Annotated in this window: 19 protein-coding genes; 9 read left to right on the top strand and 10 right to left on the bottom strand. The window is 72.4% G+C overall.

Annotation, left to right across the window (positions count from 1 at the left end):
* Positions 1 to 19: 19 nt before the first annotated feature.
* Positions 20 to 1,039: a PLL family lectin gene (locus CLV71_RS34650; protein WP_133907114.1), complete on the bottom strand. Its 1,020-nt coding sequence runs from the start codon at positions 1,037 to 1,039 to the stop codon at positions 20 to 22.
* A 309-nt stretch (positions 1,040 to 1,348) separates the two neighbouring features.
* On the opposite strand from CLV71_RS34650, the gene CLV71_RS34645 reads away from it, so the two are divergent.
* Positions 1,349 to 4,705 (top strand): non-ribosomal peptide synthetase, encoded by a 3,357-nt coding sequence (locus CLV71_RS34645; RefSeq protein WP_133907113.1) that lies wholly within the window; start codon positions 1,349 to 1,351, stop codon positions 4,703 to 4,705.
* A gap of 1 nt (position 4,706) precedes the next feature.
* On the opposite strand, the gene CLV71_RS34640 is transcribed toward CLV71_RS34645, so the two are convergent.
* The gene (locus CLV71_RS34640; protein ID WP_208297892.1) at positions 4,707 to 6,089 is read right to left on the bottom strand and encodes a cytochrome P450; all 1,383 of its coding nucleotides are present in this window, start codon (positions 6,087 to 6,089) and stop codon (positions 4,707 to 4,709) included.
* Between the two features lie 125 nt (positions 6,090 to 6,214).
* On the opposite strand from CLV71_RS34640, the gene CLV71_RS34635 reads away from it, so the two are divergent.
* The 4 genes from CLV71_RS34635 to CLV71_RS34625 all read left to right on the top strand — a co-directional run bounded on the left by CLV71_RS34635 (position 6,215) and on the right by CLV71_RS34625 (position 14,166).
* On the top strand, positions 6,215 to 8,128 hold the full coding sequence (locus CLV71_RS34635) for a B12-binding domain-containing radical SAM protein (protein ID WP_133907112.1): 1,914 nt from the start codon (positions 6,215 to 6,217) through the stop codon (positions 8,126 to 8,128).
* 2 nt (positions 8,129 to 8,130) lie between these two features.
* On the top strand, positions 8,131 to 8,277 hold the full coding sequence (locus CLV71_RS48095) for a hypothetical protein (protein WP_166664387.1): 147 nt from the start codon (positions 8,131 to 8,133) through the stop codon (positions 8,275 to 8,277).
* A gap of 112 nt (positions 8,278 to 8,389) precedes the next feature.
* A complete protein-coding gene (locus tag CLV71_RS34630; RefSeq protein WP_133907111.1) occupies positions 8,390 to 9,130 on the top strand; it encodes a thioesterase II family protein in 741 nt (246 codons plus the stop codon).
* On the top strand, positions 9,127 to 14,166 hold the full coding sequence (locus CLV71_RS34625) for a non-ribosomal peptide synthetase (RefSeq protein WP_133907110.1): 5,040 nt from the start codon (positions 9,127 to 9,129) through the stop codon (positions 14,164 to 14,166). The genes CLV71_RS34630 and CLV71_RS34625 overlap by 4 nt, the downstream gene beginning before the upstream one ends.
* 15 nt (positions 14,167 to 14,181) lie before the next feature.
* Here the strand turns inward: CLV71_RS34625 and CLV71_RS34620 are convergent, their stop codons facing one another.
* Together CLV71_RS34620 and CLV71_RS34615 are read right to left on the bottom strand one after the other, a co-directional pair.
* Positions 14,182 to 15,318 carry a hypothetical protein gene (locus CLV71_RS34620; protein WP_133907109.1) on the bottom strand — a complete coding sequence of 379 codons (1,137 nt, stop codon included), beginning with the start codon at positions 15,316 to 15,318 and terminating at the stop codon, positions 14,182 to 14,184.
* 144 nt (positions 15,319 to 15,462) lie between these two features.
* A complete protein-coding gene (locus tag CLV71_RS34615) occupies positions 15,463 to 17,007 on the bottom strand; it encodes a DUF885 family protein (protein ID WP_133907108.1) in 1,545 nt (514 codons plus the stop codon).
* 165 nt (positions 17,008 to 17,172) lie between these two features.
* On the opposite strand from CLV71_RS34615, the gene CLV71_RS34610 reads away from it, so the two are divergent.
* Both CLV71_RS34610 and CLV71_RS50230 read left to right on the top strand, forming a co-directional pair.
* Entirely contained in the window at positions 17,173 to 18,174 is a 1,002-nt protein-coding gene (locus CLV71_RS34610) for an NAD(P)-binding domain-containing protein (protein WP_133907107.1), read from the top strand.
* Complete coding sequence (locus tag CLV71_RS50230) at positions 18,171 to 18,386, top strand: winged helix-turn-helix transcriptional regulator (RefSeq protein ID WP_133907141.1); 216 nt, start codon at positions 18,171 to 18,173, stop codon at positions 18,384 to 18,386. The genes CLV71_RS34610 and CLV71_RS50230 overlap by 4 nt, the downstream gene beginning before the upstream one ends.
* Before the next feature lie 13 nt (positions 18,387 to 18,399).
* Here the strand turns inward: CLV71_RS50230 and CLV71_RS34600 are convergent, their stop codons facing one another.
* The 6 genes from CLV71_RS34600 to CLV71_RS34575 all read right to left on the bottom strand — a co-directional run bounded on the left by CLV71_RS34600 (position 18,400) and on the right by CLV71_RS34575 (position 24,578).
* On the bottom strand, positions 18,400 to 19,299 hold the full coding sequence (locus CLV71_RS34600; RefSeq protein WP_133907106.1) for an ABC transporter ATP-binding protein: 900 nt from the start codon (positions 19,297 to 19,299) through the stop codon (positions 18,400 to 18,402).
* The gene (locus tag CLV71_RS34595) at positions 19,296 to 19,694 is read right to left on the bottom strand and encodes a GntR family transcriptional regulator (protein ID WP_133907140.1); all 399 of its coding nucleotides are present in this window, start codon (positions 19,692 to 19,694) and stop codon (positions 19,296 to 19,298) included. Before CLV71_RS34595 ends, CLV71_RS34600 begins: the two co-directional genes overlap by 4 nt.
* 72 nt (positions 19,695 to 19,766) lie before the next feature.
* Positions 19,767 to 20,192, bottom strand: a complete 426-nt coding sequence (locus tag CLV71_RS34590; protein ID WP_133907105.1) for a hypothetical protein — start codon at positions 20,190 to 20,192, stop codon at positions 19,767 to 19,769.
* Positions 20,189 to 22,711 carry a penicillin acylase family protein gene (locus CLV71_RS34585; RefSeq protein WP_133907104.1) on the bottom strand — a complete coding sequence of 841 codons (2,523 nt, stop codon included), beginning with the start codon at positions 22,709 to 22,711 and terminating at the stop codon, positions 20,189 to 20,191. Before CLV71_RS34585 ends, CLV71_RS34590 begins: the two co-directional genes overlap by 4 nt.
* Before the next feature lie 8 nt (positions 22,712 to 22,719).
* Positions 22,720 to 23,745: an N-acetyl-gamma-glutamyl-phosphate reductase gene (gene argC / locus CLV71_RS34580; RefSeq protein ID WP_133907103.1), complete on the bottom strand. Its 1,026-nt coding sequence runs from the start codon at positions 23,743 to 23,745 to the stop codon at positions 22,720 to 22,722.
* A gap of 110 nt (positions 23,746 to 23,855) precedes the next feature.
* A complete protein-coding gene (locus CLV71_RS34575) occupies positions 23,856 to 24,578 on the bottom strand; it encodes a sulfotransferase-like domain-containing protein (RefSeq protein ID WP_133907102.1) in 723 nt (240 codons plus the stop codon).
* A 178-nt stretch (positions 24,579 to 24,756) separates the two neighbouring features.
* On the opposite strand from CLV71_RS34575, the gene CLV71_RS34570 reads away from it, so the two are divergent.
* Together CLV71_RS34570 and CLV71_RS34565 are read left to right on the top strand one after the other, a co-directional pair.
* Positions 24,757 to 25,491 (top strand): 2OG-Fe dioxygenase family protein, encoded by a 735-nt coding sequence (locus tag CLV71_RS34570; protein WP_166664386.1) that lies wholly within the window; start codon positions 24,757 to 24,759, stop codon positions 25,489 to 25,491.
* Positions 25,481 to 26,572: a M20/M25/M40 family metallo-hydrolase gene (locus tag CLV71_RS34565; RefSeq protein ID WP_133907100.1), complete on the top strand. Its 1,092-nt coding sequence runs from the start codon at positions 25,481 to 25,483 to the stop codon at positions 26,570 to 26,572. Before CLV71_RS34570 ends, CLV71_RS34565 begins: the two co-directional genes overlap by 11 nt.

The following is a 26,572-nucleotide window of genomic DNA, read 5'->3' as shown; positions in this document are numbered from 1 at the left end:
TCCTCCGGAAACCGACTGCCTACCCGCTGATCGCGACCCGTGTGACAGGGCCCGGGTCACCGGACACCTGCTTCACGTCGCGGAGCGGGGTCCACGAGCCGTCGGCGAACCGCAGCGCGTGGTAGACGCTCCCGTTGGCGGCCACGGTGATCTGGATCTGCCCCGCGATACCGCCCCCGTCCTGACCGAACGCGGTACCCGCGGCCACGTCCTGAACCGCCCCGGGGTCACCGGTCGCCCCCTTCACGTCGCCGATCCGGGTCCACGAGCCGTCGGTGTGCCGGATCGCGTGGTACAGGCCGCCGGTGTTCGTGCCGGCCAGGATCTGCAGCTCGCCGTTGGCCTTGGTGCCCGAGACCCGGGTGACCCGACCCGGGTCGCCCGTCATGGACTCGACGTCACCCAGCCCCGTCCACGCACCGGTGGTCTCCCGCACCGCGTGGAACGTGTTCCCCTCGCTGTTGGTCACGAGGATGTGCAGCCGGTAGTCGATCAGAACCGCCGCGACATCGGTCACGAAACCGGGGCTTCCGGTCATCGCGGTCACGTCGCTGAACTGCGTCCAGAACCCGGTCTCGCCCTGTTCCGCGTGGAATAGCCGACCGTTTTCCGTGCGGACCAGGAAATGCGTCGTGTTCTGGATGTCGGCGATGGAGACGTCCACGATCCTGCCCGGATCACCTGCGCTGGCCTTCACGTTGCTGACCGGTGACCACGAGCCGTCCTGTTGGCGGATCGTCCAGAACAACCCGCCGTCGCTGCTCACCGCCGCCACGTACAGGCGGCCGTAGTTGATCGAGGCGGACGTGTCCACCACGCGGCCGAAACCGCCTGCCTGGGCCAGGACCGAGGCGAACGGCGTCCACGAGCCGTCGATCCCCGACCGGTAGGCGTGGAACAGGCCGCCGGAACCGGTCACCGCGAGAACCTGCGTGTCGGCCGAGCAGTTGCCCGGAACCGTGCACGGCGCCTGCGCGGCCGACGCGGTGGACGGCACACCGAACAACGCGACCCCCGCCGCGACGGTGGCGACCGCCATTGATCTTATCCTGCTCATTGTCAGTTCCCCTCTCGTTTGCCGGCTGACAGGACCTAGGACGTCGAACCCGGCGGGAGGTTGCCCGGAATTCCGGGAAGAATCCGCGAGGTTAACGGTCGTTAATTCGTTAGGGTGTGCGCGGAACCGTTATGCCGCCGGTGGTGGAGAGCCGTCAACGCCGTGGTCCCGCTGTCAGGGTGGTCACCGACGGCGCGGTGGCGCCGAGGATTCTCCCGACTTCCGCGCCGCGTGCGGGCTCAGCAGGCTCACCTCCAGTGCCCGTCCGAGCCGTGCCGTCTGGAGTTGTGCATGCTGGAAGACGACCTGTACGCCGCGTTCGAACGGCTCTCCCCGGAGAAGCGGGCCCTGCTCACCCAGGAGCTGACGCGGAAGGCGGCCGTGGGCCACACGGTGCCGCTCGTGCCCCGCACCGACGAGCTGCCGTGCTCGTTCGCCCAGGAGAGGTTGTGGTACCTCGACCAGGCGGACCCGGGTTCCGCCGCCTACGTGATGCCGGCGGCCGTCGAGCTGCGTGGCCCGCTCGACGTCGACGTGCTCCGCCGCGCACTGTCGGGGATCGTCGCCAGGCACGAGGCACTGCGCACCGGCTTCGTCGAGCGGAACGGCCTCCCGCACCAGCGGATCAGGCCACCCGAGGAGCTGGCGCTGCCGGTCGAGGACCTGCGTGGGACACCCCGCGCGGTCGTCGCCGACCGGTTCCGGGACGAGGCCACCCGGCCCTTCGACCTGACCGGCGACCTGCTCGTCCGCGCGAGCCTCCTGCGGGTGGCCGACGACGAGCACGTGCTTTTCCTGACCACACACCACATCGTGTCCGACGGCTGGTCGCTCGGCGTGCTGCGCCACGAGCTGGCGGCGCTCTACACGGCGTTCGCGAACGGCGAGCCGGACCCGCTGCCCCCGCTGCCCTTCCAGTACGCCGACTTCGCGGCGTGGCAGCGGAACCGGATGGACGACCCGGCACTGCTCGACCAGCTCGCCCACTGGCGCGCCCGGCTCGCGGACGCGCCCGTGCTCGAGCTGTTCCCCGACCACGCGCGCCCCGCCCGGCGCACCGACGCGGGCTCGTCGGTGCCCATGCGGTTCCCCGCCGAGGTCGTGGCGCGCATCGACCGGCTCGCGGAGCGGTCCCGGTCGACCCGGTTCATGGTGCTCCTCTCGGCGTTCGTGGTCGTGCTGTGGCGCTGGAGTGGTCAGGACGACCTGGTCGTCAGCACCCCGGTCGCGGGCAGGAACCCCACGGAGACCGAGGACCTGGTCGGGTTCTTCGTCAACACACTGGCCCTGCGCTTCGACCTGTCCGGCGATCCCGCGTTCGAGGGACTGCTCGCCGCGGTCCGGCAGGAGTGCCTCGCCGGGTACGCCAACCAGGCCGTGCCGTTCGACCGCGTCGTACAGGAGCTGCGCCCGGACCGGACCGCCGGTTCCGTGCCGCTGGTGCGGGTGATGCTCGCGCTGCGGAACACCCCGATGTCGCGGGACGAGCTTGCCGACGTCACGATGACACCGCTCGACCTGCCGAGCGAGACCACGAAGTTCGACCTGTGCCTCGACCTCGTGCCGGACCGCGACGGCGGCGTCGGCGGTCGCGCCGAGTTCAGCACCGACCTGTTCACCTCGGACACCGTGCGCCGCATGGTCGACGCCATGTACCTCGTGCTCGACGCGGCCCTGACGGACCCGGTCGCCCCGGTCTCGCGTCTGCCGATCGCCACCGCCGAGGAACAGGCACACATGATCGCCGAGTACAGCGGCGGCGGCACCGCGGCCGCGGCGAGGACCCTCGGCACCCTCCACGGCCTGTTCCAGCGGCAGGTCGACGCGCGGCCGGACGCGCAGGCGGTGGGTGGTGCCGGCACGCTGACCTACCGGGAGCTGGACGAGCGGGCCAACCAGCTGGCCTGGTACCTGCGCTCCCAGGGCGTCGGGCCGGAGCAGATCGTCGGCGTCTCGCTGACCAGGTCGCCACGCATGGTGGTCGCGGTGCTCGGCATCCTCAAGGCCGGTGCGGCCTACGTCCCGCTCGACCCCGGCTACCCGAGGCGGCGCGTCGCGAACATGGCCGAGGACGCCCGCGTGCGCCTCGTGGTCACCGAGTCCGGCGCGGCGGACGAGTCGCGGTTCGGGGGCGACGCGACCCCGGTGCGGTTGATCCGGCTCGACACCGAGGCCGCGCGGATCGCCGAACACCCCGTCGGCAGGCCGCCGGAGCTGGTGGCCGAACCCAACCTCGCCTACGTCGTCTACACCTCCGGCTCCACCGGGCGCCCCAAGGGATCGGTCAACGAGCACGGCCGCGTCGCCAACAGCGTGCTCGGCATGAACGGCGTCTACGACCTCGGGCCCGCGGACCGGATGCTCGCCATCTCCTCGCTGAACTACGACATGTCCGTGTACGAGGTGTTCGGCGCGCTGGCCGCGGGCGCGACGGTGGTGGTGCCGACCGACGCGGAGGCGACGGACCCGGAGCTGCTGCTGGACCTGCTCCACCGGGAGCGGGTGACCGCGTGGAGCTCCGCGCCCGCCTGGCTGGACATGCTCGTCGAGTACAGCCACTCCCGCGGCGGGCTCGGTGACGTCGCACTGCGTGTGGTCGGGGTCGGCGGCGACCGGATGCCGCCCTCCCTGCCGGAGCGGCTGTCCGAGCTGGTGCCCGGCGTGCGGCTGTTCAACCTCGCGGGCATGACGGAGGTCTCCTACTGCACGACCTTCCACCTGATCGAGGACGTGACCGCGGCCCGTTCCGGCGTGCCGTGGGGCAAGGCGCTGCCCAACCACCGCATCTACGTGCTGGACCGGCACAACCAGCCCGTACCGGTCGGGGTACCCGGGGAGCTGTTCATCGGCGGCGCCGGACCGGGCCGGGGCTACTGGCGGCGGCCCGGGCTGACCGCGACGACGTTCGTGCCCGACCCGTACAGTCCCGAGCCCGGTCAGCGGATGTACGCGACCAAGGACCACGCACGCTTCCTCGCGAACGGCGACCTGCAGTTCCTCGGCAGGCTCGACCACCAGATCAAGATCCGCGGCTTCCGCATCGAGCCCGGCGAGGTGGAGGGTGCGCTGGCCGAGCACCCGGACGTGGCGGAGCCGGTCGTCCTCGCCTACGAGGACGGGGCGGGACGCAAGCTCGCCGCCTACCTCACCACCCGCGACGGCGCCGACCCCGCCGTGGCGGACCTGCGCCGCTTCCTCGCCGAGCGCCTCCCCGACCACATGGTGCCGAGCGCGTTCGTGCTGCTGGACCGGTTCCCGCTGCTGCCTAGCGGCAAGCTGAACCGGGCCGCACTGCCCAAACCGGTGGCCACCGGGGCGGGCACCGACTTCGTGGCGCCCGCCGACGCGCTGGAGACGGTGCTGGCCGGGATCTGGGCCGACCTGCTCGACGTGGAGCGGGTCGGCGTCCTCGACGACTTCTTCGACCTCGGCGGCCACTCTCTGGTGGCGACCCAGGCCGTGGCCAGGACCAGGGACCTGTTCCGCGTGCCGCTCGGCATCCCCGACTTCCTCGCCGCGGGCACCGTGCGGGAGCTGGCCGCGCACCTGCGTGAGACGGCCGGGACCGACCTGGAGGCGACGGCCGGGCTCGTGCTGCAGGTGAGCGCCATGACCGACGCCGAGGCGGAGGGAGCCCTGCGCGAGTGAGTCAGTCCTCCACGTGGATGGCGGCGGCCGGACAGCCGAAGGCGATCTCACGCAACCGGGCCGGAGGCAGGCTCGCGGCGGCCGGGGTGGCCTCGGCCAGGTCGTCGGGGCCGAAGCGGAACGCGGTGGGTTCCTCCGTCACGCAGCGGCCGGAGCCGACGCAGCTCTCCCGGTCGACGCGTGGCGCCCGCGCGTCGACCGAGGACAGCAGCACGGGGTAGCGCGCCCAGTAGACCCGCTCGGTGGTGGTGTCCCGGACGGGCGGATCCGCGGGGTCGAGCCGCACGTCCAGCTCGAACAGCCTGCGCACGGCCAGGGTGATGAGACCGAACAGGTGGCCGTCGGGGGTCTCGGCGCCACCGCGCTGCACGACACCGGCGGCCAGGTCCTGGCCGATGCACACGTGCATGCCCGCGGCGAACGTCAGCCCGTACGGCGGCACGCCGTGCGGGATCACCCGGTCCGGGTCGAACTCCGCGGCATCGGCGCCGAACACGTCCGTGTCGCGGTTGACCGCCCGCAGGTCGATGACCACGAGGCTGTCCCTGGGAATCACGACACCCGAGCGCAGGGTGACCGCCTCGGCCGCCCGCCGCATGCCCACGTTGCTCGACGAGTTGAGCCGCAGCGTCTCGTGCACGCAGCGCTGCGCGAAGTACGGATCGGTGCGGAGCCGGTCGACGTCGCCGGGGTGCGCTGTCAACCACTCCAGCACGTGGTGTGCCGAGCGGACGAACGCGGTCGCGCTGGTGTGCGCCGCGACCAGCAGGAAGAAAGCGGTTTCCCGGCGCAGCACGTCGTCGGGCAGGCCCAGGTCGTCCTGGTGGTCCAGCAGCACGCTGAGCACGTCGCGGGACGGCTCCCCGCCCGTGCGCCGCGTCTCGAGCCGCTTGCGCCTGGCAGGGGAGTAGAACTGGTCGGTCCACTCGACGAGCGCCCGCTCGATCGCCGCCCGCCGCTCCTCCTTGTCCAGTTTGGACTGTTTGAGCGTGAGCGCCTCGGTGAACAGGCTCAGCTGCCCCTGCAGGTCGTCGACCGCGCGCACGTCCGTCGCGTCGAGGTCGAGACCGGCCACGAGCGCGGCGACGTGCAACATCATCCGGTGCCCCGCGTGCACCAGCTCGGTGCGCCCGGCCTCCGCGCCGGGCGCCAGCACGCCGTCGATGACGTCGGGGAAGACCTCGCGCTCGAAGTGGTCGAAGGTCGCGCGGCGGAACAGGGTGTTCTCGACCCGGCGGCGGTCGCGGTGCTCGGTGCCGTGCAGGTTGACGAGGACATCGGCCATGACGACGTCGGCGTCGTCGTACTGGGCCTGTCGAAGCTCCTTGCGGCGGTAGGCGTCCTGGGCGTCGGCGTACCGGTCGAGCACAACTCGTTCCGTCATTGACGTGAATCTAATGAGCGGCCTCCGAGGTCGGTTGTGGGGAATCTTCCCGACTGCCGACCGTGCACTCGCCACTGTCACGCTTCGACGGTGTTGGAAGCCTCGCTAGCAACGCTGGACGGGCCATGCGACTGACCCTCGTACAGCCGCCGAACGGATTCCTCGACTACTACGACCTGGCGCCGCCGCTCGGTCTGCTGACGCTCGCGGCCGTGGTCCGGCAGGACGGTGTGGTACCCGCGCTGCTCGACCTGAACCTGCGCGGCATGCAGGACCCGACGCTGTTCGGCGACGAGTTCCACGAGCGCACGGTCGAGATGATCCTCGAGACGACGCCCGACGTCGTCGGGTTCACCTCGATGGCGTTGGAGTCGCACGTCTGCCTCGAGCTGGCCCGCCTGCTCAAGGAACGGCGCCCCGAGCTCGTCACCGTCTTCGGCGGCCCGCACTTCTCCTCGATCGCGCGCCAGACCCTCGAGTACTACCCGTGGACCGACTACGTGGTCACCGGCGAGGGCGAGCGTGCCATCCGGGGGCTCGTGCGCCACCTGCGCGGCGAGGCCGAGCCGCCGACGAACGTGTGCTTCCGCCGCGACGGGGAGATCGTGCTGCGGCGCGAGCTGAAGACCATCGAGGGGCTCGACGAGGAGGTGCCGTTCGCGGCGTACGACCTCGTCGACCTCGACGAGTACTTCGCGCTCAACCCGTTGCGGCTGCTGAACTTCGACTCCGGCCGGGGCTGCATCTTCCGGTGCTCCTTCTGCTACAGCCCCGGTTTCTGGGGACAGGGCGAGCAGGTGCGCAGCCCCGGCGGGGTCGCCGAGGACGTGACCCGGCTGCACGCCATGGGCGCCAGGCACCTGTTCTTCGTGCAGGACAACCTGGTCAACTCCGTGGCGAACACCCTCGAACTGTGCACGGCGCTGATCGAGGCGGACACCGGCATGACGTGGAACGCCTACACCACGATGCAGCGGCTCACCCCGGAGCTGCTCGACCCGCTCGCGGCGGCGGGCTGCACCGAGGTCTTCGTCGGCGTCGACGCGGTGTCCACCGAGGCACAGGCCGCGTTCGGCAAGCACTTCTTCAAGGGCTGGTCGAGCCTGCGCAAGCGGCTGACCGACTGCCTCGACCGCGGCATCGTGCCGACGTGCGCGTTCATGGTGGACGTGCCACAGGACGGCGACCACGCCAACACCGACGCGGTGCTCACGACGGCCCTGCTGACCCGCAACCTCGGCTGCGGCATCCGCCTGAACACCCTCACCGTCTACAACGACACGATCACCGAGAAGCAGTTCGCGGGTCACCCGAGGCACTACTCGGAGCTGAAACCCCGGCTGCTGCTCGACACGCCGCCCGCCGTGTACCGCAACGAGTACGCACGCGAGCACCCGGAACTGTTCCCCTTCCACAGCACGCTGCTCGACCTGCCGGTCTACGAGCGGTTCGCGACCGCCATGCACCTCGCCTACACCCTGTTCACGAGCTTCCAACGCACACTGCTGCAGTACGTCGTCACCGACGGGCAGTCGCCGTGGCTGCTGCTCGAACGGATCGCCGACCTCGTCGGTGACCTCGTGCCGGTGCCCGCCAGGGAGCGCAGACAGCTGGAGCGCACGGTCTTCGAGCGCGAGTTCCGGGAGCTGACGGTGTCGACGCGGACGCGGGAGGCCTTCGAGCTGGAGAGCGCGGAGCTGACGCTGAGCCTGTCGCCGCCAGGGGCCGACGTCCAGGTGCTGAGCGCGGGCGAGCGTCGCTGGTACACCCCGGAGCCCTACGAGGTGATCCGGCTCAGTGAGCCTCTCGCCACGCTGTCCCGCGACGACGGGGCCGCGCGCGTGGAGAAACCCGGTAACTACCTGGTTCTCCGGGAGGGCGGTCAGCTCAGGTACTTCCTCGTGAATGACGAGCTCGTCGGCGAGCTGAACCGCATCGGTCAGGCCGGGACGGGCCGGGCCGCGGTCGAACTGTCCGCGGGCGCGCTGTCCGACCTGACGACGGCAGGAGTCCTGAAACCAATGAAGGAGGTTAGGTAGCCATGATCGAGGAAATTGGCGCACGGCGCCCGGCGCCGGTCCGGATCGCTCAGGAGGGCATCGCCCACGAGCGCACCGCTCAGGAGGGCATCGCTCACGAGCGCACTGCCCAGGAGGGCATCGCCCACGAGCGGCTCGCCGCCCGTTGACGATGTCACTCGGCTGAGCCGCCCGGAGCGGCCGGTTGATCGGAGTCACTGAACCCCTGGGTGGGGTGCGGCCGCACCCCACCCAGGGGCCGGTCCGTTGTGGAGGGTGTGCATGGCACGGTGGTTGCGCGACTGGACCTCTGGGGACGACGCCGTGGTGCGGCTCCTGTGCTTTCCCCCCGGCGGCGGCGGACCACAGGTCTACCGGCGGTGGGCGCGACGACTGCCCGACCGGATCGGGGTGCTCGCCGTGGAGCTGCCCGGTCACGGCGCCCGGCTGCGTGAGCGGCCGCCGACCAGCGTCGCCGAGATCGTCGACGGCCCCCTGCGCGACGAGGTCGAGGCGTTGCTGGACCGGCCGGTCGTCGCCTACGGACACAGCATGGGCGCGTTGGTCGCGCTGGAGCTGTTCCGCCGCCTCGGTGTGCGGCCCGACCTGTTCGTCGCGGGCGCGTGCGGCGGCCCGGAGCTCGAGCACGTGCCTGCCGACGTCGCCGCGGCGAGTGACGACGAGGTCGTCGACTTCCTGCGCACCAGCGGCGGCACCGACCCGGCGATCTTCGCCGACCCCGAGTACCTGTCGCTGCTCCTGCCGATCGTGCGTGCCGACCTCGCCATGATCGCCGGGCACCGGTTCGCACCGGACCCGCCGCTGGGGTGCCCGGTGCGGGTCTACCTGGGTGCCGACGACCCGTCGGCCACGGTCGCCGACGCGGCGGGCTGGGCCGCCCAGAGCGACGGCGACCACGGTGTCGCGGTGTTCCCCGGCGGCCACTTCTTCTTCCAGAACGACGAGGACGCCGTGCTGACCCGGCTGTCCGGTGACGTCGACGCCGTCCTGTCCCCGGCATGACCGTGGTGAGGACCGAGCGGGCGACACGCGTCGAGGACGTGCTGCTGGCCAGGGCCGCCGACGAGGGCACCCGCACGGCCGTCACGTTCCTCGACGACGACCTGGTCATGACCTACGCCGAGCTGGACCGGCGGGCCAGGGCCGTCGCGGTGGCGCTGGCCGCCGTGGCCGCACCCGGTGCGCGGGCGCTGCTGATGTGCGGGCCGGGTGCCGGTTACGTGACCGGGTTCTACGGCTGCCTCCACGCCGGGGTGGTCGCGGTGCCGGTGCCGCCGCCCACCGGCCGCCACGGGAGCGAGCGGGTGCTCGGCATCATGGCGGACTCGGGTGCCGAGGTCCTGCTGCTGGACCGGACCACCGCACGCGGCCTGCCGCCCGAGCTGGCGGCACCGCGCGTGGTCACCATCGACGACGTGCCCGACGACCTCGCCGACGACTGGTCCCCCCACGCACACCGGGGCGAGGAGACGGCGTTCCTGCAGTACACCTCGGGCTCGACCGGCGCGCCGAAGGGCGTGGTGGTCGGCCACGACAACCTGCTGCACAACTGCGCGGTGCTCGGTCGGGTCCTCGGCCCCGGCGACGGGGTCTCGTCGGTGAGCTGGCTGCCGCCCTACCACGACATGGGGTTGATCGGCGGCATCCTGGCGCCGGTGCACGCCGGGTTCCCGGTCGCGCTGATGTCGCCGACGTCGTTCCTGCGCAGGCCCGTCCGCTGGCTGCGGGCGATCAGCGAGCACCGCGCGACCGCGAGCGTCGCGCCGGACTTCGGCTACGCGGAATGCCTGCGGCGGGTGACCGACGAGGACCTGGCCGGGCTCGACCTCCGGACGTGGCGCTCGGCACTGGTCGGCGCCGAGACCGTCCGCGCCGCCACGCTGGACGCGTTCGCCGCCCGGTTCGGTGCCGCGGGCTTCCGGCGGTCGAGCTTCCAGCCCTGCTACGGGCTCGCCGAGGCGACGCTGTTCGTCACCGGTGGTGTGCCGGGCAGGGGAGTGGTGACCACGGTCGCGCCGGGCAGCGGCGTGCCCGTGGTCGGTTGCGGACACGTCCGGGCGCCGGACGCCGTGCTGGTCGTCGACCCCGAGACGCGCCTGACGTGCCAGGACCGGACCGAGGGCGAGATCTGGGTGTCCGGTCCCACGGTGACGCGGGGCTACTGGCGGGCAGAGCGGGCGACGGCCGAGGTGTTCGGTGCCGAGCGTGCCGACGGGCCCGGCACGTTCCTGCGCACCGGCGATCTCGGCTTCCTCGACGGCGGCGAGCTGTTCGTCACCGGCCGGCGACGTGAGCTGATCGTGTTGCGCGGGCACAACTACCACCCCGCCGACATCGAGGTGGTGGCCGGGAGAGCCGATCCGGTGCTGCTTCCCGGGCGGGGCGCGGCGTTCCAGGTGGGTGACGGCAGGCTGGTGCTGGTCCACGAGGTGTCCTCGGCAGGCGAGGGCGCGGCACGGGCCGCTGCCGCGGTGCGCGCGGCCGTGGTCACCGAGCACGGCGTCGACCTCGACGACGTGGTGCTGGTCCGGCGGGGAGCGCTGCCGCGCACCTCCAGTGGGAAGCTCCGCAGACTCGCGACCAGGGAACGGTATCTGGGCGACGGCTTCCGCCCCCTCGCGGTCACGTGGGCAGCCGAACCGGTCGACCCCGCGCCGGACGGGCCGCTCGCGGCGACGGTCGCGCGGGTCCTCGGCCGACCGGTGGACGCCACGCGCCCGCTCGTGGCGCAGGGGCTCGACTCGGTGCGTGCGGTGGAGCTGGTCTCGGTGCTGTACGACGAGTTCGGTGTGGACGTCTCGCCGGCGTGGCTCCTCGACGGGGCCACCGTCACCACGTTGGACGGGCTGCCACGCGGGACCCGGCCGGCGGGCGCGGCGGGCGTCGAGGCGGCGCACGGGCCCGCGTCGGCGGGACAGACCCGGCTGTGGCTGCTCGACGAGATCGGCGCGGGCGCGGCCCTCCACGTCGGCGGCGGCGTGCGGTTGCGCGGCAGGCTGGCCGTGGCGGCGCTTCGTACGGCGGTCGGCGAGCTGTTCCGCAGGCACACCGCGCTGCGCACGACCCTCGACATCGACGCGGACGGCGTGGTGTGGCAGACGGTGCGTCCCTGGGCGGAGATCGACCTGCCCGAGCTGGACGTGCGGGCGACCGAGCTGGAGGCGGCCTACCGGCGCGAGCTGGGCGCCCCGTTCGACCTGCGGTCGGCCATGGTGCGGGTCGCACTGGCGCGGTTCGCCGACGACGACGCGGCGCTGCTGGTGTGCGCCCACCACGCGGCCGTGGACGGGTGGTCCATGGGCGTGCTGGGGCGTGAGCTGGCCGAGCTGTACCGGGCGGTCACCGAGGGCAGGCCGCCGGTGTTGCCGAGGGTGGCGACCGTGGGCGCGGCTGGCGATGGCGGGGCCGAGTTCTGGCGACGGGAACTGGCCGACGCGCCGGTGCTGGAGCTGCCGGTCGACCGGCCGAGAACGAACCGGACCGGGAGCCCTGCCGGGTACGTGCCGGTCCGCGTCGAGGCGGACGTCGCCGCTCGGCTACGGGTGCTGGCCGAGGAGGAACACACCACGCTGAACACGGTGCTGGTGGCCGGGTTCGCCGCGTTGCTCGCGAGGTGGAGCGGACAGCGGGAGGTGGTGTTCGGCTCGTTCGTCGCGAACCGGCACCGACCGGGGGCCGAGCGGCTCGTCGGCTCGCTGGCGCTGGTGCTGCCGTTGCGGGTGGACACGGGGGTCGGGAGTTTCCGCGCGCTGGTCGACAGGGCGCGGGCGACCGGCCTCGCCGCGCTGGCACACCAGGACACGCCGCTGGAGGCCGTGATCCAGGCGCTGGGCCGTGAACACGGCGGGTCGCCGGGCGCGTCGGTGCGGGCCGTGTTCGGCCTCCGGCCGCCGGTGCCGGACTGGACCACGCCGGACCTGACCGCCGAGCCGTTCGAGATCCCACCCGCCGCGGCACAGTTCGAGCTGGCCGTCGAGCTGGTGGAGCTGACCGGCGGCGGCCTGGCCGGGCGGGCGTCGTTCGCGGCGGACCTGTTCGACGAGCCGACGGTGGCCGCCATGGTGACCGATCTCGGTCACCTGCTCACCGAGGCGGCGGCGAACCCGGACCGGGCACTGGCCCGGCTGTCCACAGCGGACGAACACGTCGCGCGCTGGAGCGACCCGGCCCCGCTGACGGACGACCCGGTGCCCGCGCACCGCCTGGTCGAGTCCCGTGTGGACGGACAGCCCGACGCGGTGGCGGTCGAGGCGCCGGACGGCCTGCTCACCTACCTGGAGCTGGACCAGCGGGCCAACCGGCTCGCCGCACACCTGCGGGGCCTCGGGATCGGCGTCGGGGACCTGGTCGGGGTGTACCTGCCGCACTCGGCGGCCGGCGTGGTCGCGTTCCTCGCCACGCTGAAGGCCGGGGCGGCGTACCTGCCGCTGGACGCGGGTTATCCGGCGGCGCAGCTGCGGCTCGCGGCGGGTGAGGCGCGCCCGGCGGCGGTGGTGTCGAGGTCGGACGTGCTGGCGGCGGGCCCGGACGTCGCGGCGGCGTTGACGGAGTCGGGTGCACGGCTGGTCCGGCTGGACACCGACGCGATCGCGCACCAGCCCGCTCACCGCGTGCCAGTGTCCCTTCGGTTGGGCGACCTCGCCTACGTGATCTACACGTCGGGCTCGACCGGCCGGCCCAAGGGCACCGCGAACACCCACCTGGGGCTGGCCAACCACACGCGTTGGCACGCGGCGACGTTCCCGCTGTCGCCGGGCGACGGGGTGCTGCACCGGACGCCGCTGGGGTTCGACATGTCCGTCACGGAGGTGCTGTGGCCGCTGGTCGCGGGCGCCAGGCTGGTGGTGCCGCCGGAGGAGGACCGTCGCGATCCGGCGCGGTGGGCGGAGTTCTGCCGGCGGCGCGGCGTGAACAACACCTACGTGGTCCCGTCGGTGCTGAAGCTCCTCGTCGCGGAGCGGGGTCCGTTCACGCGGTTGCTGAGCGTGGGGGAGCCGCTGACCCCGGAGCTGGTCGCCTCGGCCCGGCAGGCGATGCCGGGGGTGGCCGTCCACAACGTGTACGGCCCGGCGGAGGCGGCCATGGTCGTCACCCACGAGCCGGTGCCGGACGAGGCGGGACCGGTGTCGATAGGCCGGCCGATCGACGGCACGCGCTGCTATGTGCTCGACGCCCACGCCGCACCCGTGCCGGTCGGGGTGACGGGGGAGCTGTACCTGGCGGGGGCGTGCCTGGCGCGTGGTTATCTCAGCCAGCCGGGCCTGACGGCGACACGGTTCGTGGCGGACCCGTTCCGGGTCGGGGAGCGGATGTACCGGACGGGCGACCGGGCGCGTTGGTGGCCGGACGGACGGCTGGAGTTCCTCGGCCGGGTCGACGGTCAGGTGAAGATCCGGGGGCACCGGGTCGAGCCGGGCGCGGTCGAGGCGGCGCTGGCCGGTCACGGGTCGGTGCGGGACGCGGTGGTGGTGGCCGCGGACGGGCCTGGTGGCGACCGGATGCTGGTCGCGTACGTGGTGGGTGCGGACGTCGAGGAGGAGGAGCTGCGGACGTACCTGCGGCGGCGGGTGCAGGACTTCATGGTGCCGCAGGCGATCGTCGTCGTGGATGGCATTCCGCTGAACGCGAGCGGCAAGGTCGACCGCCGTGCCCTGCCGGTGCCGGGGTTCGCCGGCCGCCCCGGCTACCGGCCGCCGAGGGCGGGGGTGGAGCGGGCACTGGCCGACATCTGGACGTCGGTGCTGCGGGTGCCGAGGGTGGGCCGCGATGACGAGTTCCACCGGCTGGGCGGGCACTCGCTGATGGCGACACAGCTCGCGGCGCGGCTGCGGAGCGGGTTCGGGCTCGAGATCACGGTGGTGGAGCTGTTGGAGCGCCGCTGGACGCTGGCGGACCAGGCTGACGAGGTGCAGCGCAGGCAGCTCGAACAGGCGGACCGGGAGGAGGTGCTGGCCATGCTGCGCAGGATCGAGGCGCTCACGGACCGGGAGGCCGCGGGCCTGCTCACGGAGGGACGACCCGACGACGCGGCCCCGTGAACGTGGTCCGGCCCGTCACACGACGTGGGTGCCGCTCTTCCTGGCCAGCACCCAGACATAGTGCCAGTTCGTCTCGCAGAGGAGACGCGTGCTGTTCTCCGCCGCGGCGTTCATGTAGCTCCACAGGCCGCCGCTGGCGCCCAGAGCGGTGATCGCCGCCGCGAGGACCGACCCGCACACCGCCACCAGGACCGTGGCCACCGTGCCCACGACCGCGCCGGTCACCGCGACGGCCCTCTTCCGGCGGACGAGCTCCATCTCCGCACGCGCGGCGCGGACCTGCTCCCTGATCCGCAGGCCCAGCTTGGCGATCTCCTGGTCCGACTGGACCGCGTCCAGCGACTGGTCCATCTCCAGGAAGCTTCTGCGCAGGAAGTCGCGGAAAGCCGAGTAGGAGGCGAACTCCTCCAGGGTGACCTTGCTGAAGTCCCGCATGCTGAGGCCGTCCATGAACGGCAGGTCCACCTGCATGAGCGGTCGCACGAGATGGCTCTTGGTGGGCCACACGTCCGAGGTGTCCACCGCACGACCGTCCCGGACCAGGAAGTCGACCGCCTTGGCACGTTCCAGGGCGCCGTAGGTCTGCAGGTACGGATCACGCCGCTCTCCGACGTGGTGCGTCACCACCGAGTAGCTCGGCAGGTACCAGACCAGGCCGGCCTCGAGCAGGTCCCGCGCACCGAGGAGCCATCGGCCCAGCTCGTCCAGGTCCGGGCAGTGCATGCCGTAGACCGTCGTGCTCTCTCCCTGCCTGGCGTCGTGCTCGCGCTGCTGCGTCTGCCATTCCGCGACCGCGTAGTTCGAGTCGGCGACGGTGTACTTGGGGGAGATGTAGTCCCGCCCTTTTGGACCGCTCTCGCCGATACCGTGATAGGTGCCGGTCCAGTCGTGGCACAGCAGCAGAGTGTCCGACACCAGAGCCGTGCGCTTGGTGAGCTGGTCGAAATTCTCCCGGGCCGTCGACAGGCTGATGTGGTATCTGTCCCTGGACAGCTCGATCGCGTTGTCCAGGCTTTCGTTGACGCGATCCCACTGGAACGCGCCGTAGCTCTTGGCGACACCCTCGGGTCTGATCTCACGGAGCGACCGGAAGAACTGTCTCATCTGACGCGCGACGATCTCGTTCTTGACGACCGGCCGGCGGGGGAACATATCACCAGGATAGGCCGATTCGGTCACCGCGGACGCTGGAACAACGAGAACGTCACCCGGTCGGGTCTTGTGAATGGAGGTCATCGGTCGCCGAGCGTATGTGCGCGAGGTGGCCCGCCATTCCTGGTCCTTTGTTGCCGGCGCCTACCTGCTTCTGCGCGTGGTCGCGACGGGGGAGGCCAGAGCCTGGTCGATCAGGCCGAGTGGTGGACAGCCGAGGTCGAGCAGTGCCCGGTGGAACCGGCCCGGCGTGAAACCGGCTCCCCACTCGCGTCTCGCGCGGTCGCGGAGGTCCTGGATCGCGAGCTTGCCCCACGTGTAGCGGCCGTAGGTGGCGTCGAACGTGCCGCGTCGTGCCTCGCTGGCGGCGGAGGCCGGTGCCAGGTGCGCGTCGTCGACGAAACGTGCCGTTGCCTCCGCCACGTCCATGCCGCCCGTGTGCAGCCCGATCGCGCAGGCGAACCGGGTCACCCGGACCAGTGCCTCCAGCACGACGCCGATCGCGAACCGCTCGTCGCCCGCGCGGAAGCCCTCCTCGACGCACATCTCCTCGACGTAGTGTGCCCAGCCCTCCATGAACGTCAACGAGTGCAGGGTCCTGCGCACTGGACCACGCACCCTGCGCAGGGTCCTGCCGTGGGCGAAGTGCCCCGGCGCCACCTCGTGCACCGTGATCGCAGGCAGCGTCGTCGCGCTGAAGATGGTCAGCCACTCGTCGGTCCGCTCCGCCGGCCAGCTCTCGTCGGGCGGTGTCACGTGGTACCACGACGGGCTGTCCGGCTCGTTGGGCGCGGCCCACGTCATCATCGCCTTCACCCATCGCCGTGACGCGGGTGCGGGGCCGACCAGGCACTCCCCGTCCAGGTGGGGCACCAGGTCCCGCTCGCGGCAGAACGCGATGGCCTCCTCCGTGCACGCCTTCGCCGCGGCCACCACCTCGCAGGCACCCGGGTGGTCGGCCAGCAGCCGTCGGACCACGCCGACCGTGCCGTCGGGGTCGCGGTGTGGCGCGCACAGGTCCGTCAGCCGCGCGGTCAGCCGGTCCCGTTCCCGGTCGGCCTGCTCGGCCAGCCTGCCGAGGTCCACCTCCAGCGCCTCCGACGCGCCCATCAGCGCGGCCAGCGCGGGTGCGCCGAGCGCGGGGTCGGGATCGCCGTGTGCCGCCGCCTCCGCCACGTGGGCCACCAGCCGGGCGTGGGCCGCCAACGCCCGCTCACCCGTCTCCCCGTCCTCGGGACGGACGTCCGCCGCCAGGCCTCGGACCGCGTCCAGCAGCGCGCCCGCCACCGGGGCGCTCAGCCGGTCCAGCGAGCCGACCGCCATGTCGACCGCGTCCGGCCACTGCGCCAGATGCCGGTGGCGGGCCCGGTCGCGTTCCTCCCGCGGCGCGTACTCGCGTTCGTAGCAGGCCAGTTCCAGGTTCGCGAGGTGCGGGTAGAGATCACGCCGGTGCAGTTCCAGCTCGCCGAACGACACGCGCAGGGCCCGCTCGAAGGCGGACAGGTGCGCCTCCTCGCCCGGATCGTCCAGTGGGCCCTCCGCGTCGGTCGCGGACGTCATCGCGGACAGGCCGGCCGCCACGCCGGCAGGGGACAGGTCCTGGAGCCGGCCGTCGTACTCGTGGTTGCCCGACACCTCCCGGACCGTGGCGACGGACAGGTCGCACACCGCGCGCAGCCGCTGTTCCATCCCCCGACCGTACGGGCGGGGACGCCCGGTTCGGCTGTCGTGGATTTCCCCGACTGCGACTCGCCCGTTGTGGACACCAGCGTGTTCGACGACGGGGAACGGACCGGCAGGTGGTCGGGAAGCCTGGTCGAGTAACCTGTCTCCTCCCCGAGAACGGACGTGTTCATGCCCAGTTCGCTGCGGTACCTCGATGGCGCGACGGTCGAGTCGCTGTGCGCTCGGATCGATCCGCTCGAGGTGGTCACCGAGGCGTTCCTCGCGGTGCGTGCCGGCCGGTCGGGCGTGGCTCCCGAGGCGGCGCTGCGCTGGACGGCCCCGGACGGCACCGCGGCCCGCAGCCTGATCCTGCCCGCCCGGCACGAGGACACCTACGGCTGCAAGATCATCAACGCCTGTCTCGGCAACGTGGACCGCGGCCTGCCCCGTGCGGCGGGCCTGATCCTGCTGTACGACAGGGAGTCCGCCGCGCCGGTGTGCATCATGGAGGGCGCGCACATCAGCGCGCTGCGCACCGCGGCGGTCTCGGTGGCCGCACTGCGTGCCGTCCGTCCACTCTCGACAGTGAACCGGGTGGCCCTGCTGGGTTGCGGTCGTCAGGCCCGGACGCACCTGGACCTGTTGGTGGCCAACGGCGCCGTGGAGTCCGTGGTCGCCTTCGACAGGTCGCCCTCCCGCGCCGAGGCCCTGCGCGACGCACTGCCGGGGCTCGCGGTCGAGACGGTCAGCGACCCGGAACAGGCGGTCCGGTCGGCGCCGGTCACCATCGCCGCGACGACGACCACGACCTCCTACGTCCGGCTCGACTGGCTGCCGGAGGGCTCGGTCTTCCTCAACGTGTCCCTCGACGACGCCGCCGAGGACGTGCTGCTGGGCGCCGACCACCTCTTCGTCGACGACTGGCACCTGGTCAGCGAGGACGACACCCGGCTGCTGGGCCGCCTCGCGCAGGCAGGCCGCGTCACCGCACCGGGTGCCACGGCCCCGGGTGCCCGTCAGGTGGACGCGGACCTCGCCACCCTCCTGTCCGGCGCCTACCCACGGCCGATCACGCCGACCGACCGCACGGTGATCAACCCGTTCGGCATGGGAGTCCACGACGTCGCCATCGCCACCCGCGTGCACACCGCCGCCCGCGACACCGACACCGGCACGCTCCTGCCCCGCTGAAGCAGGCGCGCCCTCGTCCCGGGCATCTCGGACCACAGCTGACCCTGCGACTCACGCAGCTGCAGGGCCGGGGCCTCGTCGAACGCACGGTCGTGCCCACCACCCCGGTCCAGATCACCAACACCCTCACCCCCGACGCGGAGGAGCTGATCTCCGTCCTCCAGCCGTCGGCGCACTGGAGCGAACGCCACCTCCCACCCGCCGACGACTGACGAGGAGCCGGACTCAGTCCCCCTCGCGACCGACACCCGCCAGGACGGGGCCCGACAGGGCCGCGGCCTCGGGTCGGCGCAGGTAGGCGAGCACGAGCTCCTCGAGGCTCACGCCGCGGGCGGTCCACCTCGGGCCGAGCGTCACCGGGCCGGTGCGGGCCAGCAGGGTCGCCTGCCGGTCGGTGCGTGTCTCGTCCACGACGGACAGTCGGTCGCCGACGCCGTCCGCCAGCTCCGCGGGGCCGACCAGGAGGCGGTGTTCGGCGAGCAGGGTCTCGATGTCACCGGACACCTGCACCCGGCCGCGGTTGAGGACGACCAGCCAGTCGCACGTGTCCGTCAGGTCGGACATCACGTGCGAGGACAGCAGCACGGTCATCCCGCTGTCGGCGACCGCGGTCATCAGCCCGCGCATGACGTCGTGCCTGGCCAGCGGGTCCAGGTTCGCGAGCGGCTCGTCGAGCACCAGCAGCTCGGGTCGCTTGGCGATCGCCATGGTCAGCGCGACCTGTGCCTGCTGGCCGCCGGACAGGCTGCCCACCCTGCGGTCCGGCGGGATGTCCAGCTCCGCGAGCCGGCCGGTGGCGAGCGCGTCGTCCCACCCCGGGTTCAGGTGCGCGCCGAACCGCAGCATGTCCGCCACCGAGAACCTGTCGTACAGCGGCTTGTCCTGTGCCAGGAAGGCGATCCGGGACAGGGTCCGCGTGGTGCCGACCGGCTCGCCGAGGACCGTGGCGTTCCCCTCGTCCGGCGACAGCAGGCCGACGACCATGTGCAGCAACGTCGTCTTGCCCGCGCCGTTCGGTCCGACCAGCGCGACCACCCGGCCGGCGGGCAGCGAGAGCGAGCAGTCCCTGACCGCCCACTTCCGCCTGTACCGCTTGCCGAGTCCCGTCGTCGTCAGCGCCGTCATGCCGTGTCCTCCCCTACCCGAAACGAGTCCAGCACCACCGAGGCGAACAGCGCCTCGACGTCCTCGGGGTCCAGCCCGGCCTCCCGCGCGTCCCGCACCCAGCCCGCGAGCTGCTCCCTCAGCCGTGCGTGCTCGGCGACCGACGCACCGCCCAGCGAACGCTGGACGAACGTGCCGAGCCCCGGCCGACCCGCGACCAGCCCCTCGCGCTCCAGCTCGCGGTAGGCCTTCAACACGGTGTTGGGGTTGATCGCCAGCTGGTCGACCACCTCCTTCGCGGTCGGCAGCCGGTCTCCCGGCTGCAGGAACCCGAGCCGCAACGCGTGTTTGACCTGGTGGACGAGCTGCAGGTAGGTGGCGACCCCGGAACCGGGGTCGAGCCGGAAGTCCAGCACGAGCAACACCCTTTCACTAATCAAGGAGTGAAATAGTGAAGGAGGATGTGACCGTTGTCAAGCGGGCACGACCTACGACCCGGGAACGCCTCGCCGCGTCAGGCCGAGTCCCACCACGGACCGGCCGCTCAGCGCACCGGCCACCACCTGGAGCAGCGCCACCACCAGCGTCAGCGCGATCGTCACCGCCGGGGCCGCGGGTAGTCCGGCCAGTGCCGCGACGGTCCGGGCGGTGCCGCCGATCGTGTCACCGTCGGCCATGGCCGAGAACAGCACCGCCCCCCAGGCCAGTGGACCCAGCACGAGCAACGCGACCGCGGTCGCCGCGAAGCCGGGCCTCCGCACCGGGCTCACCGCGCCCAGCACCGCCCCGGCCACGAACGGCAGGAACCACAGACCGACCGTCGCACCCACCGCCACGGCCGCCGCGCCTACCGCGGTGCCCACGACCAGGCCCAGGTCGACCTTCCGGGCCGGCGTTGTCCGGTCGGGTGTCATCGCGCCGGCTCCAGTGTCCACAGTGCACTCTCCGGTCCGCCGTCGAGTGGGAGGTACTCGTCACGCCGCCACCGCGGGATCAGGTTGTCGTACAGCGGCGACGACGGGTTCTCGCTCTGCCCTGCGGGGTAGATCGCCAGCGCGTCCGCCTCGCCACCCTGCCACGCCACCACCATGCGCCAGCTCGGACCGAAGTCGGCCGTCATCCCGCCCACCGCCGCGTCCACCGTCCACGGGTCGCCGTCGGCAGCGTACGGGCCGTAGCCCAGCCCCGGGGTCCCGGTCAGCGACGGGATCTCCCGCTGGTGCGACCGCCCCCACGCCCAGGTCGACGGATCCGGCCCCAGCCGCGACGACAGCTCCGCCACCGCCTCGTCGAACGCCGCCCGCATCACCGTGGCCGCGTCCCGTGGCGGCCCGCCGGGCGGGGTGAACGCGCTGTTGTCCGGATCGTGCAGCGTCCACTGCTCCAGCGCCTCCCGCAGCGGGGCGGGCATGGTGGACAGGTCGAACACCCACGGATCGGTCTTCACCGGCACGTCGTAGGCCTCCCACCACGGTTGGAACACCAGGCGGAGGTACGTGCGCAGGAACGTGAACCACACCGAGGCCGCGGGGGAGTCCTCGCGCATCGTGTGGTCCCAGCCGCGGAGCAGGTCGGCGGCCGGACTTCTCCTGTCCCCCAACGCGGTCAGCAGTGCGGGCACCAGCCTGGCGGCCAACGAGTCGGTGACGTCCGCCTGCAGGTCGGTGACGTCCTCGGTCGTGTTCGGCTGCCCTGCCTGGAGGTCGGCGAGGATCACCGACTGCCGGTACCCGGGGTCGAAGTCCAGTGACGTGCCCAGGTAGTAGGGATAGTCGGGCCCCACCGACCTCTGGTTCGTGCTCGCGACCACGTGTCCCGGCGGGTTGTACACCAGCGGCAGAGCCGAGAACGGGATCGTGCCCACCGGGTCGGCTTCACCCGTCCCCGGCATCGGCAGCCACTGCCGGACCCCCTCGGGCACCTGGGGCACGTAACCGGCGCTGACGGCGCCGATGTTCCCGCCGCCGTCCGCGTACACGAAGTTCAACGCAGGCGCCCGCCAGTCCCGCAGCGCCGCGTGGAACTCCGTGAAGTCGCTGGCCCGGTTGAGCGACAGCAGGCTGGCCAGACCCGGTGACGGGTAGTTGCCCATCCACGTGACCGACACCCGCTGGTCGTTGACGGTCATCACCGGGCCGTGCACGGTCAGGTCCACCGTGAGCGGCACCGGGTCGCCGCCACGCACGTCGATCGTGTAGCGCGCCTGCTCCATGTCCCGCCACGCCCCACGCCAGTAGTACTGGCCGGGCCGCGACGGGTCCGTGCGCTCCACGTAGTACAGCGTCGCCTGGGTCTGCGCGTTGGTGATCGACCACGAGACGTGCGCGTTCCGCCCGATCACCACGGCGGGCATCCCGGGCACGCTCCCGCCCGCCACGTCGTAGCCGGGGGAGCGGAGCCGGACCTGGAACCAGTAGGAGGGCAGCGACAACGGCAGGTGCGGATCGCCTGCGAGGACGGCCCCACCGCCGGCGACCAGGGGACCGTTGGCCGCCCACGCGTTGCTGTTGGGATGCAGGTGCTGGGTGTTGACCGGCTGTTCGCGCACCGTGGTGAGCAACGTGGTCGCCGTCTCCGGTGTCATGGCCGGCGGCGCGCTTCCCGGTGTCGTCTGTGCGGGAGCCTCGTCCGGCGGTGCGGCGTTCGCGTCCGGGACCGCGAACGGTTCCGGTGGCAGCTTCGGGTCCGGGCCCAGGTCGTAGGGCTGCTCGGCCGTCTTCGTCACCGGCTGCACGGGAAACCACGCCATCGTGCGCTCCGGCCCCAGGGTCCTCCACAGCAGCGCGTAGTCCAGCGGCACCGTGGAGAAGTCGAGCTGCTGTGTCAGCAGCCCCTGCACCACGAGGCTGTCCACCGGGGTCCACTGCGCCGGCCTTGCCCCGGTCAGCTGGTAGATCTCCGGCCACTGGTCGTCGGCCGCCAGTTCGGACAGCCGGGCGTTCACGCCCCGCGCGTAGGCCAGCAGCGCCCTGCCTGCCGGGCTGTCGCGCGGTGTGTCCGCCCACTGGGCCCTCGCGGTCCGCAACAGTCCCAACCGCAGCTCGAACCGATCGGACTCCAGCTGTGCGGGCCCGTTCAGCTCCGCGAGCCGTCCTGAGCCGAGGCGCCGCGCCAGGTCCAGCTGGGTGAGCCGGAACCGGGCGGTGACATAGCCCTGCGCGAGGAACAGGTCGTCGTCGGTCGCCGCGGTGATCGCCGCGAAACCGCCTGCGTCGAAGGAGACCGTGGCCGGGCGGTGCATGCCGGGCAGGCGCAGCGTCTCGTCGGTCGGCGACGTGCCGACGGTGGCCGAGGACCACACGCCCTGCCCTGGCGCGAGTGCGGGCCCGAGTGCGGGCAGGGGGCCGTAACCGCCGCCCAGCACGGCCATCAGCGCGGACGACACGACCACCGCGCAGCCCGCCCCGAGCACCCGGCCGAACTTCCTGTGCATGTCGCTCCTCAGATCGGGTGCAGCCCGGCGAACCCCAACCCCGTCGACTCCGGCCAGCCCATGCGGATGTTCAGGCACTGCACCGCGTTGCCCGCGCCGCCCTTCACCAGGTTGTCCAGCGCGGCGACGGCGACGACGGCGCCGGTCCGGTCGTCGACCGCGAAGCCCACGTCGCAGAAGTTCGACCCGGTCAGGATCTTCGGCTCCGGCAGCCGGTACAGACCGCGACGCTGTGCGACGACGCGGACGAACGGCTCGTCGCGGTAGCAGTCGAGATAGCGGCGCCGCAGCTCCGCCTCGCGGCACGGCCGCGCCAGCGGCACCCGGCACACCACCTGCGCACCGCGCACCGCCTCGACACCCGTGGCGCTCATCCGCACGGCCAGCCCGGTGGTCTGCGTGATCTCGGCCTCGTGGCGGTGGCCTGCCGGGGCGAACAGCCGCATCACCCCGCTGCGCTCGGCGTGGAGGTTGACCTGCGTGGCACCGACACCGGAGCCGCTCGACCCGATCCGGCCGTCGACGGTGACCAGCGCGCCGGGCGCGGCCAGCGGGACGAGCGGGCGCAACGCCAGGATCGCGGCGGTCGCCATGCAGCCGGGCACGCTGACGGCGTCGGCCGAGGCGAGGTCGGTCCGGTGGCTCTCCGGGAGGCCCGGCACGAACCGGTCCAGCAGCTCCGGCGCGGTGTGGGGGGTTCCGTAGTGGTCCGCGTAGGTGTCCGGGTCACGCAGCCGGAAGTCGGGGCTCAGGTCGACCAGGCACTTGGCGCGGTCGAGCAGTCGGGGGACGAGCGCCATCGCGGCCGTGCGGGAGGCGGCGAGGAAGACCACGTCGTGGTCGGCGAGGCGCTCCGGCTCGCTGAAGGTCAGGTCGGTCTGGTCACGCAGGTTCGGGTGGACGGAGTCCAGCCTGCGTCCGGCGTACCGGGTGGAGGTCGCAGCAGACAGCCGCACCCGGGGATGGCCGAGCAGCAGGCGCAGCAGCTCTCCGCCGATGTAGCCCGACGCACCGACCACGGCGACGTCGGTCATCCTCGGTCCTCGCCAGTGCGCACGCCATCTCCTCGTCGCGGGCCGGTCGCTGTGCCGAGCATCGGTGGACGGAGGTGATCGCTGTAGTCGGGAGATACCCCGACCGCTGTTCAGCCCGCGGTGAGTCGCCTGCGGTGCAGGTCGTCGTAGAAGGGCAGGTGGTGGCGCAGGTGCCCGGACAGCACCGGGTGGTTCGCCACGTCGAGGTCGTACCGGTCGGGCCTGGTCGTGAAACCGGTGGAGGCGCTGGCGTCGCGGTGCCACCGCGCGGTCCTGCGCCACTCGTCGCGCTCTCCCGCCGACCAGGACAGCGCGTCCGGCAGGTACGGGATGCCCACGCGCCCGCAGTAGGCCGCCACGATGCCCTCGGGATCGGCGACGAGGTCCGCCGCGTCGAGCACGACCGGTTCGGTGCCGGTCACCTCCTCGGTGCGCCGGTACAGCTCGTGCAGGTGTGCCGCGCCGATCTGGGCGCAGCCGACGTCGGGGTTCAGCGCGTGGTAGGAGGCGATGGTCTCCTCGGGATGGCGGATGAGGAACGTGTGCGTCGCATCCCTGCCCAGGAAGTCCACATCGGACAGCACGTCGGCGTACCGCTCGTCGGTGGTGTCCTTGAAGAACAGCGGACCGTCGGCAGCCAGCCCCCGGATCGCGTCGACCAGCGCGCCTTCCGAGTGGACCGTCCGGCCGCCGACGTCGAGGTGGCCGAACTGCGTGAAGTTGGAGAACGGCTCGTGCAGCACCTGGAAGTCGCCGCGTTCGGACATCATGCGGAAGAACGCGGTGGAGCGGCTTCTCGGCATGCTCCACAGCGCGAGTATCGAGTGGCGCATCCCTGCCGCCCCTTCCGTCGTCTCACCTGCCGCACGGGAGCCTGTCACAGGCACCTCGCGGGTCGCGTAGGGGAACTGCCCGACTGGCCGCCGGTTGGCCCGGTTGCGAGCCTTCTGGGCAGAGCACGGTGAGGTGAGTCCCTTCGCCGGTTCGGAGATCGGAGAGACTGTCGTGCCTGTGGACGTGCGGAACCAGTCGGACCACGCCGCGAGAACCGGCGCGTGGGGGGACGCCCTCGCCGCGGAGGACTTCGTGCTGGTGCCGGGCGCCGAGCTGACGGCGTTGCTCCCGGCAGGCGACCTCGACCGGCTGGCGAACGGCTGGGACCGGCTCGAGCTGGACGAGGCACTGTTCGACGGGGGCACCTACCGCTACCGCCGCTACGGGCGACTGCGTGCCGATGGCGACTCGCCGGGACACCGGCGGTTCACCCCGCTGCCGCACGCCCCGTTCTGGCAGTCGGCCGAGTGCATGCCCGACTACGGCGGCCGGGAACGGGTCTTCGGCGCGATCTCCGACGAGACCCTGCTCGATCCCGCGCTGCTCGGCCTGGTGGCCGCCGACCTCTCCGTCGTCGAGCGGGTCACCGGCCACAGAGGACAGTGGGACGTCGGCCTGCACATGGTGCGGGTGGTCGCGGTCCCCGCCGAGCCGGGGAGCCCGACCCCGGAGGGACGCCACCGCGACGGGCACGACTTCGTCGGCATGCACCTGTTCCGCAGGACCGGCTGTGTCGGCGGCGAGTCCATTGTGTACCGGGAGGGCCGCGTGCCGGTCCACCTGACGCTCACCCAACGGCTCGACTCACTGGTGGTCGCCGACACCCGGCTGACCCACGAGGTGACGCCCGTGGTCTCCGACGGCATGACCGGCGTGCGCGACATGCTGCTGGTGGACCTGAATGCGACGTGACCGGGAACAGGACAGGGCGGCCGTCCGCGTTCTGCGCGACCTGGTGGCGATCCCGTCGTTCTCCGGCGACGAGGGACCCGCGGCCGAGTACCTCGCCGGGCGGATGGCCGACCTCGGCTATGCGGTGCGGATCGACGCGGTCGGCAACGTGGTCGGCGAGCTCGGCGGCGCCGGCGGCCCCACGATCATGATGGTCGGGCACCTCGACACCGTCGCGGGCACGCTGCCGGTCCGCGAGGTCGACGGCGTGCTGTACGGCCGGGGCACGGTCGACGCCAAGGGCCCGCTCGCCGCGATGGTCCACGCCGGTGCGCGGGCCGCGAGCCCGGCCTACCGGGTCGTCGTGGTCGGCGCGGTCGACGAGGAGGACGCCTCACGCGGTGCCCGGCACCTGCCCGCCACCCTCGAGCGGCCGGACTTCCTGCTGATCGGCGAGCCGAGCAGCGCGGCGGCGGTCGTCGTCGGCTACAAGGGAATCCTGCGGTTCGACTGGCGGGTGCGCAGACCGGCGGCACACACCAGCAGCCCCGCCGAGCGGGCCGTCGAGGTGGCCGCCGGGCTGTGGGCCGCGGTGTGCGACCGACTGGACACCGACCCGGCCGCGCCGGCGTTCGACCGTGCGATCCCGGCGCTGACCGCGCTGCGCGGCGACCTCGTGCAGGCGTACGCGCACCTCTCGTGCCGGGTGCCGCGCGGCTTCGAGTCGGCGCCCTTCCTGACCTGGCTGCGTGGCTGGACGGACAGCACGGAGGTGACCGTCCACGAGGACCTGCCCGCGGTGCGGACCAGCCGGGGCGACCCGCTCGTCCGCACGTTCGTCCGCGCGGTGCGGCGGGTGACCGGCCGGGCGAACGTGAAGGTCAAGCTCGGCACCTCGGACATGAACGTGCTCGTGCCGGCCTGGCAGGTGCCCGCCGTCGCGTACGGGCCCGGTGACTCCGCGCTCGACCACACCGACGAGGAACGCGTCGCCGTCGAGGAGTACCTGACCGCGATCGACGTCCTCGCCGAGGCACTGCCCGACGTCGCGGCCAGGCTGTCCACTCGCGATCCCGCGGCGGCGGGCACACCGGGAGGGTGA

It is taken from the genome of Actinophytocola oryzae (assembly GCF_004364325.1).
Taxonomy (GTDB): domain Bacteria; phylum Actinomycetota; class Actinomycetes; order Mycobacteriales; family Pseudonocardiaceae; genus Actinophytocola; species Actinophytocola oryzae.
The sequence above is the reverse complement of the archived record's forward strand: the minus strand, read 5'-3'. Positions and strand labels throughout refer to the sequence as shown.

Coding starts and splice junctions, on each gene's coding strand:
- CLV71_RS34650 (WP_133907114.1), bottom strand. CDS start 1,039: ATGGCGGTCGCCACCGTCGCGGCGGGGGTCGCGTTGTTCGGTGTGCCG.
- CLV71_RS34645 (WP_133907113.1), top strand. CDS start 1,349: ATGCTGGAAGACGACCTGTACGCCGCGTTCGAACGGCTCTCCCCGGAG.
- CLV71_RS34640 (WP_208297892.1), bottom strand. CDS start 6,089: ATGACGGAACGAGTTGTGCTCGACCGGTACGCCGACGCCCAGGACGCC.
- CLV71_RS34635 (WP_133907112.1), top strand. CDS start 6,215: ATGCGACTGACCCTCGTACAGCCGCCGAACGGATTCCTCGACTACTAC.
- CLV71_RS48095 (WP_166664387.1), top strand. CDS start 8,131: ATGATCGAGGAAATTGGCGCACGGCGCCCGGCGCCGGTCCGGATCGCT.
- CLV71_RS34630 (WP_133907111.1), top strand. CDS start 8,390: ATGGCACGGTGGTTGCGCGACTGGACCTCTGGGGACGACGCCGTGGTG.
- CLV71_RS34625 (WP_133907110.1), top strand. CDS start 9,127: ATGACCGTGGTGAGGACCGAGCGGGCGACACGCGTCGAGGACGTGCTG.
- CLV71_RS34620 (WP_133907109.1), bottom strand. CDS start 15,318: ATGTTCCCCCGCCGGCCGGTCGTCAAGAACGAGATCGTCGCGCGTCAG.
- CLV71_RS34615 (WP_133907108.1), bottom strand. CDS start 17,007: ATGGAACAGCGGCTGCGCGCGGTGTGCGACCTGTCCGTCGCCACGGTC.
- CLV71_RS34610 (WP_133907107.1), top strand. CDS start 17,173: ATGCCCAGTTCGCTGCGGTACCTCGATGGCGCGACGGTCGAGTCGCTG.
- CLV71_RS34600 (WP_133907106.1), bottom strand. CDS start 19,299: ATGACGGCGCTGACGACGACGGGACTCGGCAAGCGGTACAGGCGGAAG.
- CLV71_RS34590 (WP_133907105.1), bottom strand. CDS start 20,192: ATGACACCCGACCGGACAACGCCGGCCCGGAAGGTCGACCTGGGCCTG.
- CLV71_RS34585 (WP_133907104.1), bottom strand. CDS start 22,711: ATGCACAGGAAGTTCGGCCGGGTGCTCGGGGCGGGCTGCGCGGTGGTC.
- argC (WP_133907103.1), bottom strand. CDS start 23,745: ATGACCGACGTCGCCGTGGTCGGTGCGTCGGGCTACATCGGCGGAGAG.
- CLV71_RS34575 (WP_133907102.1), bottom strand. CDS start 24,578: ATGCGCCACTCGATACTCGCGCTGTGGAGCATGCCGAGAAGCCGCTCC.
- CLV71_RS34565 (WP_133907100.1), top strand. CDS start 25,481: ATGCGACGTGACCGGGAACAGGACAGGGCGGCCGTCCGCGTTCTGCGC.